This is a genomic window from Halovibrio sp. HP20-59 (assembly GCF_033052795.2).
Classification (GTDB): Bacteria; Pseudomonadota; Gammaproteobacteria; order Pseudomonadales; family Halomonadaceae; genus Vreelandella.
Map to the genome: position 1 here is coordinate 212,683 of NZ_JAWJUW020000002.1, position 13,661 is coordinate 226,343.

Genomic DNA, 13,661 nt, shown 5'->3' on the forward strand with positions numbered 1-13,661 from the left:
TTTTATTTGTCTAGTTTCCCCCCTGTTGAGGAGCACCGATGAGCAAAGCCTTTCGATTGCAGTCGAAATTTCAGCCTGCTGGCGATCAGCCCACCGCTATTAAAGGGCTGATTAGTGGCCTGGAGTCAGGGCTTGCCCATCAAACGCTGCTCGGGGTCACCGGTTCAGGCAAAACGTTTACCATGGCCAACGTGGTGGAACAGCAGCAGCGTCCCACTATCGTGATGGCCCCGAACAAGACCCTGGCGGCCCAGTTGTACGGAGAGTTCAAGGCGTTTTTCCCAGATAACGCCGTGGAGTACTTCGTCTCCTATTATGACTATTACCAGCCGGAAGCCTACGTGCCTTCGTCGGACACCTTTATCGAGAAAGATGCGTCGATTAACGACCATATTGAGCAGATGCGCCTTTCGGCCACTAAAGCGCTGCTTGAACGTCGCGATGCGTTGATCGTGGTCTCGGTATCGGCGATTTACGGCCTAGGTGACCCCGACCAGTACCTGAAAATGCGCCTTCACTTCACCCGCGGTGAACTGATTGATCAACGCGCTTTTTTACGCCGCTTGGCAGAACTTCAATACACCCGCAATGATATGGACTTCCGCCGCGGTACTTACCGGGTCCGCGGTGATGTGATCGATATTTTCCCCGCCGATTCAGACGAGGAGGCGGTGCGGGTAGAGCTATTTGACAGCGAAATTGACACCATCCGCTTGTTCGATCCGTTGACCGGTGCCGTTCGCGGTGAAGTTCCGCGTATGACCATCTACCCTAAGTCGCACTATGTGACGCCGAGGGAGACCATCTTAGGCGCTATTGATGCCATAAAAGGCGAGCTTAAAGAGCGCTTAGAGTGGATGCGCAAGCACGAACGTCTGGTCGAGGCGCAGCGTTTGGAGCAGCGCACCCTTTACGACATTGAAATGATGCTGGAGCTGGGCTACTGCAACGGCATCGAAAACTACTCACGCTATCTCTCCGGGCGGAACCCAGGCGAGCCGCCGCCGACGTTCTTTGACTATTTGCCCGACGACGCACTGCTGTTTATTGATGAATCCCACGTTAGCGTGCCCCAGGTAGGCGGTATGTATAAAGGCGACCGCTCGCGTAAAGAAACGCTGGTTGAGTACGGCTTTCGGCTGCCTTCAGCGCTGGACAACCGGCCGATGAAGTTTGAAGAGTGGGAGGCGATTTCCCCGCAAACCGTTTTTGTGTCTGCCACGCCGGGTCGTTATGAAGGCGAACATGCCGGTCAAACGGTAGAACAGGTAGTGCGGCCGACCGGTCTGCTAGACCCAGAAATTGAAGTACGCCCAGCCAGCACACAGGTAGACGATCTACTCTCGGAAATTGGCTTGCGCACGGCCGTTGGTGAAAGGGTCCTGGTAACCACTCTAACGAAGAGAATGGCAGAAGACCTCACCGATTACTTTGACGAGCACGGCATTCGCGTTCGCTATTTGCACTCGGATATTGATACCGTCGAGCGGGTCGAAATTATTCGCGATTTGCGCTTGGGTAAGTTTGATGTGCTGGTGGGTATCAACCTGCTGCGTGAGGGATTGGATATTCCCGAAGTCTCTTTGGTGGCGATCTTAGATGCGGATAAAGAAGGCTTCCTACGCTCCGAGCGCTCCTTAATCCAGACCATTGGTCGGGCTGCGCGTAACGCCAACGGCAAGGCAATTCTTTACGGCGACCGGATTACCGACTCGATGCGCAAAGCCATGGACGAAACCGAACGGCGGCGGGCAAAGCAAACAGAACATAATTTAGAGCATGGCATCACACCGACGACGGTCACCCGTTCAGTCGCCGATATTCTTGAGGCCGCTCAGGCGCCGGGCAAGAAGAACAGTCGTCGGCGTGGCAATGAACGTAAAGTGGCTGAAACGGCTGCCGAATACGACGTGGCGAATATGAGTAACCATGACCTCCTGGGGGCTATCAGCAAGCTGGAAGATGCCATGTTTGAAGCGGCGCAAAACCTGGAGTTTGAAGAGGCGGCGCGGCTTCGTGACCAGCTCCATCAAGTGAAAGAAAAACAGCTGGCGCTGGGCTAACTGCATGCCTGAAGGGCCGGAAATTCGCCGCGCAGCGGATCGTATTGAAAAGCAGATAGGCGAGCGGGTAATTGACGATGCTTGGTTCGCCTTTCCTGAACTAGCCGTTCAGGCAGCCTCGTTGATCGGGACCAGGGTTTTGCGGGTGGAGACCCGGGGCAAAGCGATGTTGATTCGGTTTGCCGATCAGCGCGTACTTTATTCCCATAATCAGCTCTATGGGGTTTGGAAGCTGCATGGCGAGGATAAACCTCCCAACACCCAACGCACGTTGCGAGCTCGATTAACAGCACAAGGGCGCTGTGCGAGTCTCTATAGCGCTTCAGATATTTCCCTTTGGCACGCAGAAAACCTCAATCAGCATCCTTTTTTAGCTCGGCTGGGCCCAGATTTATTGAGCCAGACAGTAACCCAGGCGGATGTGAAGCAGCGGTTGAGTTTGACGCAATTTCACCGGCGCAGTTTAGGAACATTGCTGCTTGATCAAGGTTTAGTGGCGGGGTTAGGTAACTACCTGCGTTCAGAAATTCTTTTCTTCGCCCGGCTGCCGCCCAGTGCGCGACCGGTAGACTTAACCCCCGACCAGCAGCAAACGCTGGCTCATTGCATCATTGAAGTGACGCGCCAAGCTTATCAAACGGCAGGTGTTACCAATTGCGAGGCTTGGATTGCGCAGGCCAAAGCGGCGGGCGAGCCACGTCGGCAGTGGCGTTTTGCGGTTTTCGAGCGGGCAGGCCTTGAGTGCCACCGCTGTGGAACGGTTATCGAGCGTAAAATGGTCGGCTCGCGGCGGCTCTATCGCTGTTCGTACTGTCAGCCAGATTAAATGTTTAGATTTTTATACCGTTATCTTGCCTGTGAATACATAGTTAGATCAAGCTTTAGTGCAGTAATCAGTTATGCGCGGGAGAGTGCTGCTGCTCAAAGGCCAATACGGTATACTTATCTAACGCTTAGACGGCCAACTCCGCTCTCGCGGAAAAGTCGCAGACTAGACGATAACCTAGGAGCAGTTAGTCCATGACCGTGATTCGCCAGGACGACGTTATTCAAAGCGTTGCCGATGCTCTGCAGTACATCTCTTACTACCATCCTAAAGATTTTATTGATGCGATGGCGGCCGCTTACGAGCGTGAAGAGAACCCTGCCGCTAAAGATGCTATTGCCCAAATTCTTATTAACTCGCGCATGTGCGCCACTGGGCATCGCCCGATTTGCCAGGATACCGGCATCGTCACCGTGTTCGTTCACGTAGGTATGAACGTTACCTGGGACGCGGACATGAGCCTAGATGACATGATTAATGAAGGCGTTCGCCGCGCGTATTTACTGCCGGATAACATTCTGCGCGCTTCGGTGCTGGCTGATCCCGACGGCAAGCGTGCCAACACCAAAGACAACACCCCGGCTATTATCCACCACTCTATTGTGCCCGGCGATAAGGTCGATATCCATGTCGCTGCGAAGGGCGGTGGTAGCGAAGCAAAATCCAAGTTTGCCATGCTGAATCCCTCTGACAGCGTCGTTGATTGGGTGATGGAGCAATTGCCGAAAATGGGCGCTGGCTGGTGCCCGCCCGGCATGCTGGGAATTGGTATCGGCGGCACCGCCGAAAAAGCCATGCTGATTGCCAAAGAGGCGCTGCTTGATCCTATCGATATCCAGGATCTGCAGGCTCGCGGGCCTAGCAACCGTGCTGAAGAGCTGCGTTTAGAGCTGTTTGATAAGGTTAACAAGAGCGGTATAGGTGCCCAGGGGTTAGGTGGTTTGACCACCGTGTTGGATATCAAAGTCAAAGACTATCCAACCCATGCGGCTAACAAGCCGGTGGCGATTATTCCCAACTGTGCCGCGACCCGTCATACGCACTTTACCCTTGATGGTTCTGGCCCTGTGGCACTTGAAGCACCGAAGCTTGAGGATTGGCCGGAAATCACCCGTGAGGCGGGCGAGAACGTCAAGCGGGTTAATCTTGATACCATCACCCCGGCGGAAGTCCAAACCTGGCAACCGGGTGATACCTTGCTGTTGAATGGTAAACTGCTAACAGGGCGCGACGCTGCGCATAAGCGTATGGTCGATATGCTAGCTAAAGGCGAGCCGCTGCCCGTGGATATGAAAGGGCGGTTTATCTACTATGTGGGTCCGGTTGACCCAATTGGCGATGAGGCCGTGGGACCTGCAGGCCCGACCACGGCAACCCGCATGGATAAATTTACCCGTACCATGCTGGAAGAAACAGGCCTACTGGGTATGGTCGGCAAAGCAGAGCGCGGGCAGGTCGCTATTGATGCTATTCGTGATAATCAGGCAGTTTACTTAATGGCTGTTGGTGGTGCGGCTTACCTCGTCGCCCAGGCAATCAAAAAATCGCGCGTAGTCGGCTTTGAGGACCTAGGCATGGAAGCGATTTACGAATTTGAAGTTGAAGATATGCCGGTAACCGTTGCCGTTGATAGCCAGGGTACATCGGTTCATCAAACCGGGCCTGCCAAATGGAAAGAGATTATTGCCCAGTCGACGTAATGGCGAGAGGGCTGTTTTAGGCTTTAAACGCATGGGTTTTTAAAAGCATAAGGGCCTCGCTAAAGCGAGGCCCTTGTATTTATAAGGAAGTGGCTATGACCTCCTGGTTGCTAGGGACCAGCATTTTATTGATACATCTACTAGGCATTATGTCGGCGATTATGGCGCTGATGTCTAGCCGCACCTCTCAGGGGGCTGTGGCGTGGATTATATCGCTGCTTACCTTTCCTTATGTCGCGCTACCCGCCTATTGGTTTTTTGGCCGACCGCGTTTTTACGGCTATGTGTCTGCCCGTGGACAGCGAGACACCGTTCTTCGTCGCGTACTAGTACGTTATCGGGATAATGTGCTGCCCTATGTCGCGCCTTCCAGTAATGCTGATATTCAGGCAGTCGAGCAGCTCGCTATGATGCCCTTGACCCATGGCAATCGCGCGACGCTGTTAATCAATGGTCAAGCAACTTTTGACAGCCTGTTTGATGGCATTGATCGGGCTGAGCACTATATTCTAATGCAGTTTTTTATTGTCCGTAACGATGCACTGGGTCAGCGTTTGCAAGGCCATTTACAACGCGCAGCGCAGCGCGGTGTGCGGGTTTATTTTCTTTACGATGAGGTGGGCAGCCGCAAACTAGGCGAAGGCTACCTTAATGACTTAATCAGCGAAGGGGCAGAAGTGAGTGCCTTTCGCTCATCACGGGGCTTTAAGCACCGCTTCCAGCTGAATTTCCGCAATCATCGCAAAGTGACGGTGGTTGATGGTAAGGAAGGCTGGGTAGGCGGTTTTAATGTCGGCGTTGAGTATTTAGGCGAGGATAAGCGCCATGGCGCTTGGCGGGATACCCACCTAAAATTAGAAGGCCCTAGTGTACTGGGGTTGCAAGAAGCTTTTTGGGAAGATTGGCACTGGGCCACCGACGAAGTCATCAATTTGAATTGGTCAGCAAATACGTCTCCTACAACGGATCACCATGTAATTATCGTGCCATCAGGGCCCGCTGACCAACAAGATACTGCTAGCCTACTGGTGCAGCAGGTTATTCATAGTGCTAAACATCGGCTATGGGTCACCAGCCCTTATTTTGTTCCCGATCAGGGTGTTCAGGATGCGTTACGCCTTGCCGCGATGCGCGGCGTGGATGTGCGAGTGATGATACCTGAGCGTCCCGATCACTTATTAGTGTTCCTATCTGCATTTTCATTTCTGCCCGATATGATTCGTGCGGGCGTAAAAATATACCGTTATCTACCAGCTTTTCTGCACCAAAAAATTATACTCGTGGATAATGACGCAGCAACGGTTGGCACAGTAAACTTAGATAATCGTTCTTTCCGGTTAAACTTTGAAATTACAGCGTTTATTCCTAGCCAAGACTTTGCTGCCAGTGTGCGGGTAATGCTAGAAAATGATTTTGCCCAATGCCGGCGTGTAACCATTGATGAAATTAACCAACGCCCGATGTGGATGAAAGTTGTCTCCCGTGCCGCTTATCTAATGGCACCGGTCCAATAGTCAACACCGCACAACAGGAAATCCAACATAGGAGCAAAATGGGTGGGACAAGGAGTCATGGGTGAATCTTGAAACAAAATGGCTAGAGGATTTTGTCGCGCTGGCGAACACACGCAGCTTTTCAGCTTCTGCACGCCAACGTCACGTTACTCAGCCTGCCTTTAGCCGGCGAATACGCGCGCTCGAACAGGCGATCGATACCACCCTGGTGGATCGCTCAACCACACCGATTGGTTTAACGCCAGAAGGGCAGTTGTTTCTGGTGACTGCGCGCAATCTTGTCGAGCAGTTAAACGAATCGCTAAGCCATTTACGCGGCCTTTCCATTGCCAATGAGGCGCTAGACATTGTTGCGGCGCATTCCTTGGCGCTGAGTTTTTATCCGCCTTGGATCTCCCGTTTGCAAAAAGGCTTGGGAGAGTTACCCACTCGGTTGGTGGCCATGAACGTAGGGGAGGCGATTCATGTGCTACGAGAAGGCAACTGCGATCTAATGCTCGCTTATTACGATCCCTTTGCCACCATGCAATTAGATGCAGAACTATTTCCCTCCTTCTCAATTGGCAAGGTGAACATGCTGCCCGTTTCCCTGCCCAATGAGCAAGGCAAGCCGCTGTTTTCACTGCTGCAAGACAGCTCGATCCCTTATCTCTCCTACACCCAAGGGGCTTTTTTGGGGCGCAGCGTGCGTATGCTACTGAAGAACGACCCACTACGTATGAAGCTGCGCACGGTGTATGAAACCGCGATGGCCGAAGGCCTAAAGGGAATGGTTTTACAAGGTGTAGGGGTGGCCTGGATACCCGATTTTTGTATCCGCGAGGAATTGAAGAGCGGTCGTTTGGTAAGAGCTGGCGACCCGAGCTGGGATATCCCCCTGGAAATTCGCCTATACCGCTGTTCTATGGTGCATAAGCCGGGCGTAGAGCGTTTATGGCGACAAATGATGAAATTGCCGCGAGATTTTCTGCAGGCGTGAGCTTGGTTATTGTTAGTTATTGATTATTAGTTATTCGGTAAGATACCTAACTATGGTCAAAAGCAGCGGGCAACCCCAGGAAATTTTGAATAATAAAAAAATGATCTTCAAACAGACTGTCTGGCTGCAAATCTGCCAGTGCAATCCAACGGGCATGATCGCCGCCTTTAACAGGCTTTAGGCGAGGCAGTTGCTGTTCGGGGCGTAGCGCAAAGTAAAAAGCCTCCGCCAGGGTACGTCCGCGCCAACTGCGGTGGGGTTCATCAAACAGACGCTGGCCACGTAATGAGCCTTTCAGCACGGGTTCAGGTACCTTTAGGCGTATGCGCTCGCGTAATTCGCGCAAACAGGCATCAAGCAGCCGCTCATGAGGGTTGATAAACCCACCAGGCAGCGCATAAAGCCCTTTTCCCGGCGCCGCTGTGCGTTGTACCAGCAACACATGTCCCGACTGTACGACCACCGCATTAACCGTGACAAAAATAGGCGGGTAGGGCGCTTGTGCCCATGCCTTGCGGTACTGATCCAGCAACTGCTGCTCCTCCAGCAAGCGCTGATAGGCACTTGTCGTACAAAACCGTTTGACACTCTCTACCACGCCAGGTGGTAAATCGTGGTAGGCGCCGGTGCTCAAATAATCATCCGTTGAGCTGGCTGAACGGAACAGTCGCTCGCGAATTTGACTCGCGGAAATTCCCTCGACCGGTGGCACGCTGACCGATTCCCACTGCGGAAAAAGCGAAAGGTAGTAGCTTGACTGGCCTCGGCTGGCTCCAATCAAGCCAATACGCGGTAGTCGCGCATTGGTTGGGGCTGCTAAATCGCGCACTTTACGCTGAACGTCCCGCACCCAGACATCATCGTTGTAGAGCGCGTCCAATAAAGGAGTAATTTCCAAACGTTGATTATCGCTGGCGTCAAACCCCGCACGCAGCATGGTCTGACGTTCCTCAAATTGCCAAGGGTTGCGCAATGAACGTGCTTGCCAGGAGGAGCCTACCAATACAATAACTTGGCGGGCCCGTTTAAGGGCTTCGCGAATGATTGCCAAATGGCCCAGATGCGGTGGCTGAAAACGGCCAATAAACACCAAGCAATCGAAGTCACAGTGAGTCGCGGGGCGCGAAATGTCAGTGGCCATTCAGGCTTCCTTTTCATTGGCTGATATCAAATCAGTTTTAGTACAGTAACGTACCAGAAAACTGCGCTAAACGCTGGGGTTAGGTATGCTAGAGAGTAGGATGTTGATAACGTTTATAAAACGCTCTAATACCCAGCGCATAGGGAGTCAATATGATTAAACGCACCGCTACCTTTTGGTGGAAAGTAGTAAAAGACGCCACGTCACTATGGTTGGAGCGAAATGCGTTTAGTTACGCTGGCTCGCTGGCGTTTTATACGCTTTTTTCGCTGGCACCCACGATTATTATCGCGGTAACCGTCATTGGTGTGGTCATGGGGGAAGAAGCGGCTCAGGGGCAAATTGTTGCTCAACTGCAGGGTACCTTAGGGATGGACGCGGCAGTCGCCATTCAAAATGCCGTCACTCAGTCAAGAATTGAAGAGTCCGGTATTTTGCCAACGCTACTAGGCACAGGAGCGCTGGTGATAGGTGCGACCACTGTTTTCGCCCAGATGCAGTTCTCACTGAATACCATTTGGGGAGTAACGGCAAAGCCAACTTCCAATAGCGTATTGCTGTTTATTAAAAATCGACTGCTATCGCTAACGGTGGTGCTCTCCATTGGGTTTATATTATTGGTCTCCTTGGTGATGGGCGTCGTGTTGAGGGGTATGCTTCAAGCTGCTGATAATGTGGTGCCCTATGCCAGCTTATTAACAACATCAATTGAGTCGCTAATCTCACTAGGTGTTGTCACCTTACTATTTGCCACCATTTTCAAAGTACTTCCTGACGTTGTATTGCGCTGGCAGGATGTGCTGATTGGCGCTGTTGTGACTGCCGTATTATTTACTTTAGGTCGCAGTGTCATCGCAATTTATTTGGCGTATACCGCTACAGCATCCACCTACGGGGCGGCTGGGTCAGTGGTCATGATTTTACTCTGGGTTTATTATAGCTCTTTGATTTTGCTGTTTGGCGCTGCCTTCACACGTTCTTTGCTACTCCGCCGTGGCCGCCCATTGATTCCTCGCAATAGCGCGGTGGTCGTTAAACGCGAGTTCGTCTAACCTCCTAATAGATTAGATGATGCCTTCAGAACCGTGTATGAGGAGAGACAAATGAGCAACCGCTGTGTGCGTGCCCTGGTAACCGGTAAGGTGCAAGGTGTCTGGTTCCGACGGGCAACCCAAGAAAAAGCACTTCAAAACGGCCTTACCGGCTATGCCAAAAACCTACCCGATGGGCGCGTCGAAGTGCTGCTCTGTGGTCATTCTGATGCAGTAAAGCTGCTCAGCGAATGGCTATGGGAGGGGTCAGAAGGCGCGCAGGTGACCCACGTCGAGTTCGACGTATTGGACCAGTGTCACGCCCCTGATCACTTTGCGACGCATTAAGACACAAGCTATTTCTACTCAGCCTTTTTTCCACTCGGCAATGTTGTCGGCCGTTAAGCTAACAATATTTTGCCGCGCTTCTGGTGTCACCCACGCATTATGCGGGGTGACAATCAAGTTGAGCGGCTCGTTGAGAGCGTCTAGCAGCGGGTGGCCGTCTTTGGGCGGCTCGCTAGGCAACACGTCAACCGCTAATCCGCCCAATTGGCCGTTACGGAGCGCGTCAAGTGCTGCAGTCTCGTCGATAATGCCGCCTCGAGCACAGTTAACCAGCAGCAACGATGACTTAGCCTTGGCTAAGCGCTGCTGATTAATCAAATGGTGAGTGTCTTCGTTCAATGGGCAATGCAAACTGATAATATCGGCCTCGGGGAGCAGATCATCCAGCGCGGGACGCTTGTCATTGGCTTCATTGCCGGGGCGGGCTGCGAAGGTGACGCGCATACCAAAAGCCTCGGCCAAACGTGCCACTTCAGTACCTAACTCACCTTGACCGACCATTACTAGCTGTTTGCCTGACAGCTGAAGTGTCGGGTAATCCTGTAAACAAAAGAAGACACTGCGCTGCCACTCGCCTGCGGCTACATCGCGCTGATACAGGGGGAGGCGATTGGCTAATGTCAGCATCAGCATCAAGGTGTGCTGGGAAACACTGGCAGTGCCATAAGCCGCGACGTTTTTAACGTCAACGTTATGCTCTTTTGCAGCCGCAAGATCGATATTGTTGAGGCCCGTTGCCAATACACAAATCAAACGTAACTTGGGCAATTGCCGGAGCGTCTCGGCGTTAAGCACCACCTTGTTGACGATCGCAATGTCGGCATTAGTAAGGCGCTCCAACGCCTGTTCAGTTGTGCTTTGCTCAAACACGTCAAGGCTAGTGACGGACTCTCTAATGGCCGTTAAATCGATCCCTGGGCCGAGACTTTTAGCATCCAATATTACCGCGTGAGGCATTTTTTTATCTCCATTAACTGCCGAAGCTGTATAACCTTGCTCGACGGGGGGCACAAAAGGGTATAATAGCAGCGCTTTATCAACCGCCGTCTTGGAATCTATTTCGACTGGCCGCATATTGGCAGCCTAGCAGCGTTTGTGTTCGTCGCCGTTTTGTAAGCGAAGTCTAAAAGAACTGAGCCTGTCAACGTTGAGCTTTTAAGGAGTCATCAACATGCCCATCTATGAATATGAGTGCAAGGCCTGCGGCCATCGCATGGAAAAATTGCAGAAAATTAGCGCCGACCCTCTCAAGGATTGCCCCGCTTGCGAAAGCGATGGCCTACAGCGGCTGGTCTCGGCAGCGGGCTTCCGCTTAGCCGGCGGCGGTTGGTATGAAACCGATTTTAAAACGGGAAGCAAAAAGAACTTGGTCGCTGACGGTAAACCAGCCTCATCAGAGGCTAGCAAAACCAGCGATACCGGTACTACTTCCAAGAGCGTGACACCCAAAGGCAAGGGCGCAGCGGCATAGCTGCGGCCTTCAGGGGCAGGACGACTCGCGACACCCAATTGCCACGAAACAGAACAGGATTTGACATGCGCAGCCATTATTGCGGCCAGCTAAACGAAACTTTGGTGGATCAAACGGTTACGGTATGCGGGTGGGTTCATCGCCGCCGTGACCACGGCGGGGTAATTTTCCTCGACATGCGCGACCGTGACGGCATCGCTCAGTTCGTGGTCGACCCCGATACCGCCGAGGCATTCGCTAATGCCGACCGTGTCCGCAGTGAGTATGTCCTGCGTATCACCGGTCGCGTTCGGCTGCGTCCTGAAGGCACTCAAAACGCCAACATGCCGACCGGCATGATTGAAGTGTTGGCAAAAGACGTCGAAGTGCTCAATACCGCCGTTACGCCGCCTTTCCAACTGGATGAGCACGGCAAAGTCGGCGAAGAAGTGCGTTTAAAACATCGCTATATCGACCTGCGCCGTCCGGACATGATCGAGAAACTGCGTCTGCGTTCGCGCATTTCGCACAACGTGCGTGCGTATCTGGAAAACCAGGGCTTCCTGGATATCGAAACGCCGGTGCTTACTCGTGCCACGCCTGAGGGTGCTCGTGATTACCTGGTGCCTAGCCGTACCCACGCGGGTAACTTCTTTGCACTGCCCCAATCGCCGCAGCTGTTTAAGCAGCTACTGATGGTGGCCGGTTTTGACCGCTACTACCAAATTGCCAAGTGTTTTCGCGATGAAGATCTGCGCGCCGACCGTCAGCCTGAGTTCACCCAGATTGATATCGAGGCGTCGTTTGTCGAAGAGAACGACATCATGGGCATTACCGAAGCCATGATTCGCCAGCTTTTCCAGGACGTGCTAAAAGCCGAGCTGCCTGAGTTCCCGCGCATGACCTGGCAGGAAGCGATGGATCGTTTTGGTTCCGATAAGCCGGATCTGCGTATCCCGCTAGAACTGACCGATGTCGACGACCTGATGCAGCAAGTCGATTTCAACGTCTTCTCTGGCCCCGCCAAGGCTGATGATGGTCGCGTCGCGGCGCTAAAAGTGCCCGGTGGTGCTAAGCTGTCGCGTAAAGAAATAGACGCATACACTAAGTTTGTCGGCATTTACGGTGCCAAAGGCCTGGCTTGGATTAAGGTCAACGAGCGTGCCAAAGGGCTTGACGGCCTGCAGTCACCGATCGTTAAGTTTATGGAAAACATCGTTGAGGAGCTGCTTGACCGCGTGGGTGCTGAAGATGGTGACATTATCTTCTTTGGTGCCGACAAAGCGCGTATCGTTAACGAGGCGATTGGCGCACTGCGTGTCAAACTGGGTGCTGACCTGGAACTCTATACTCAAGAGTGGGCGCCGTTATGGGTCGTCGACTTCCCGATGTTTGAAGCCGACGACAATGGTCGCCTAAGCCCGCTGCACCACCCGTTCACTGCGCCTTCCTGCACGCCAGAAGAGCTCAAGGCTGATCCTGCCAAGGCGCTTTCACGCGCTTACGATATGGTGCTCAACGGTACCGAGTTAGGCGGTGGTTCGATCCGTATCCACGACCAAGCCATGCAGAGCACGGTGTTCGAGATTTTGGGCATCGGCGAAGAAGAAGCCCAAGAGAAGTTCGGCTTCCTACTGGATGCGCTTCAGTACGGCGCACCGCCGCATGGCGGCTTAGCCTTTGGCTTGGATCGCCTGGTAATGTTGATGGTCGGTGCTAAGACCATTCGTGAAGTTATCGCCTTCCCGAAAACCCAAAGCGCCGCCTGCCTAATGACAAACGCGCCAGGCGAGGTCAGCCCCGAGCAGTTAAAAGACCTAAATATCCGCTTGCGCCAAAAAGCCAAAGCGGAAACAGCCGCCGAATAACGCGATTGGTTGATCGCCTAACACCGACGCCATGGCGTCGGTGTTTTTTTATCATCCCCAAGCTTATAGCCTCGCCACACGAGTACCGACACCATGGATGAGAAAAAGCCTGTCGCGACTATCCGTATTTTGGGCATTGACCCTGGCTCTCGCGTGACCGGCTATGGCGTGATTGATGTGATTGGTGTCAAACCCAGCTATGTGGCGAGTGGTTGCATCCGCACCGCTGAAGGTGCTTTAGAGCAGCGGTTGGCACAAATTTATGCAGGTTTAAGCGAAGTCGTGGGGTTACATCGCCCCGCTCAAGTAGCCATCGAGCGGGTCTTTATGGCTAAAAACCCTGATTCAGCCCTGAAGCTGGGCCAGGCACGCGGCGCGGCGCTCGTTTGCATGGCCAACCATGGTTTAAGCCTTGCGGAATACGCTGCGCGTCAGATTAAACAGGCGGTAACCGGGCAGGGCGGTGCGGATAAAGAACAGGTGCAGCACATGATCACCGCTATCCTGCAGCTATCGGCTACTCCTCAAGCCGACGCCGCCGATGCGCTCGCTATTGCGTTAACTCATGCTTATAACGCTAATGCTTATAAAGACCATCCCTGCAGCGGCAACGGTTTGCCCGTCACACCGTCTCGCGGTCGTCGTCGCTCTACCGGACGCTGGCGGTTGTAAATAGGCCGAACTACTGGTCACCTGTACAGAGTCGCTTTATAGTAACTGTCTGTTTTTCACACTATTGTT

At 53.0% G+C, this 13,661-nt stretch carries 12 protein-coding genes; 10 read left to right on the forward strand and 2 right to left on the reverse strand.

What is annotated here, in order from left to right:
- Positions 1–38: 38 nt before the first annotated feature.
- The 5 genes from uvrB (at position 39) to RZA33_RS03215 (ending at position 7,082) form a co-directional block, all read left to right on the forward strand.
- The gene (gene uvrB, locus RZA33_RS03195) at positions 39–2,063 is read left to right on the forward strand and encodes an excinuclease ABC subunit UvrB (RefSeq protein WP_317506398.1); all 2,025 of its coding nucleotides are present in this window, start codon (positions 39–41) and stop codon (positions 2,061–2,063) included.
- Between the two features lie 4 nt (positions 2,064–2,067).
- A complete protein-coding gene (nei, locus tag RZA33_RS03200; protein ID WP_317506399.1) occupies positions 2,068–2,889 on the forward strand; it encodes an endonuclease VIII in 822 nt (273 codons plus the stop codon).
- Between the two features lie 194 nt (positions 2,890–3,083).
- The gene (locus RZA33_RS03205; protein WP_317506400.1) at positions 3,084–4,589 is read left to right on the forward strand and encodes a fumarate hydratase; all 1,506 of its coding nucleotides are present in this window, start codon (positions 3,084–3,086) and stop codon (positions 4,587–4,589) included.
- Between the two features lie 95 nt (positions 4,590–4,684).
- On the forward strand, positions 4,685–6,103 hold the full coding sequence (gene cls, locus RZA33_RS03210) for a cardiolipin synthase (protein WP_317506401.1): 1,419 nt from the start codon (positions 4,685–4,687) through the stop codon (positions 6,101–6,103).
- 61 nt (positions 6,104–6,164) lie between these two features.
- Positions 6,165–7,082 (forward strand): LysR substrate-binding domain-containing protein, encoded by a 918-nt coding sequence (locus RZA33_RS03215; protein WP_317506402.1) that lies wholly within the window; start codon positions 6,165–6,167, stop codon positions 7,080–7,082.
- Between the two features lie 46 nt (positions 7,083–7,128).
- Here RZA33_RS03215 and RZA33_RS03220 read toward each other — a convergent pair whose 3' ends face one another.
- On the reverse strand, positions 7,129–8,223 hold the full coding sequence (locus tag RZA33_RS03220) for a bifunctional nicotinamide-nucleotide adenylyltransferase/Nudix hydroxylase (protein WP_317506403.1): 1,095 nt from the start codon (positions 8,221–8,223) through the stop codon (positions 7,129–7,131).
- Positions 8,224–8,375: 152 nt separating this feature from the next.
- On the opposite strand from RZA33_RS03220, the gene RZA33_RS03225 reads away from it, so the two are divergent.
- Entirely contained in the window at positions 8,376–9,275 is a 900-nt protein-coding gene (locus RZA33_RS03225; protein WP_317506404.1) for a YihY/virulence factor BrkB family protein, read from the forward strand.
- A 51-nt stretch (positions 9,276–9,326) separates the two neighbouring features.
- Positions 9,327–9,602: an acylphosphatase gene (locus tag RZA33_RS03230; RefSeq protein ID WP_317506405.1), complete on the forward strand. Its 276-nt coding sequence runs from the start codon at positions 9,327–9,329 to the stop codon at positions 9,600–9,602.
- 18 nt (positions 9,603–9,620) lie between these two features.
- Here the strand turns inward: RZA33_RS03230 and RZA33_RS03235 are convergent, their stop codons facing one another.
- Positions 9,621–10,559: a D-2-hydroxyacid dehydrogenase gene (locus tag RZA33_RS03235; protein ID WP_317506406.1), complete on the reverse strand. Its 939-nt coding sequence runs from the start codon at positions 10,557–10,559 to the stop codon at positions 9,621–9,623.
- A 214-nt stretch (positions 10,560–10,773) separates the two neighbouring features.
- Between RZA33_RS03235 and RZA33_RS03240 the strand changes: the two genes are divergently transcribed.
- The 3 genes from RZA33_RS03240 to ruvC all read left to right on the forward strand — a co-directional run bounded on the left by RZA33_RS03240 (position 10,774) and on the right by ruvC (position 13,592).
- The gene (locus tag RZA33_RS03240) at positions 10,774–11,073 is read left to right on the forward strand and encodes a zinc ribbon domain-containing protein (protein ID WP_317506407.1); all 300 of its coding nucleotides are present in this window, start codon (positions 10,774–10,776) and stop codon (positions 11,071–11,073) included.
- A gap of 65 nt (positions 11,074–11,138) precedes the next feature.
- Positions 11,139–12,920, forward strand: a complete 1,782-nt coding sequence (aspS, locus tag RZA33_RS03245; protein WP_317506408.1) for an aspartate--tRNA ligase — start codon at positions 11,139–11,141, stop codon at positions 12,918–12,920.
- Positions 12,921–13,013: 93 nt separating this feature from the next.
- Positions 13,014–13,592 (forward strand): crossover junction endodeoxyribonuclease RuvC, encoded by a 579-nt coding sequence (ruvC, locus tag RZA33_RS03250; RefSeq protein WP_317506409.1) that lies wholly within the window; start codon positions 13,014–13,016, stop codon positions 13,590–13,592.
- Positions 13,593–13,661 lie beyond the last annotated feature (69 nt).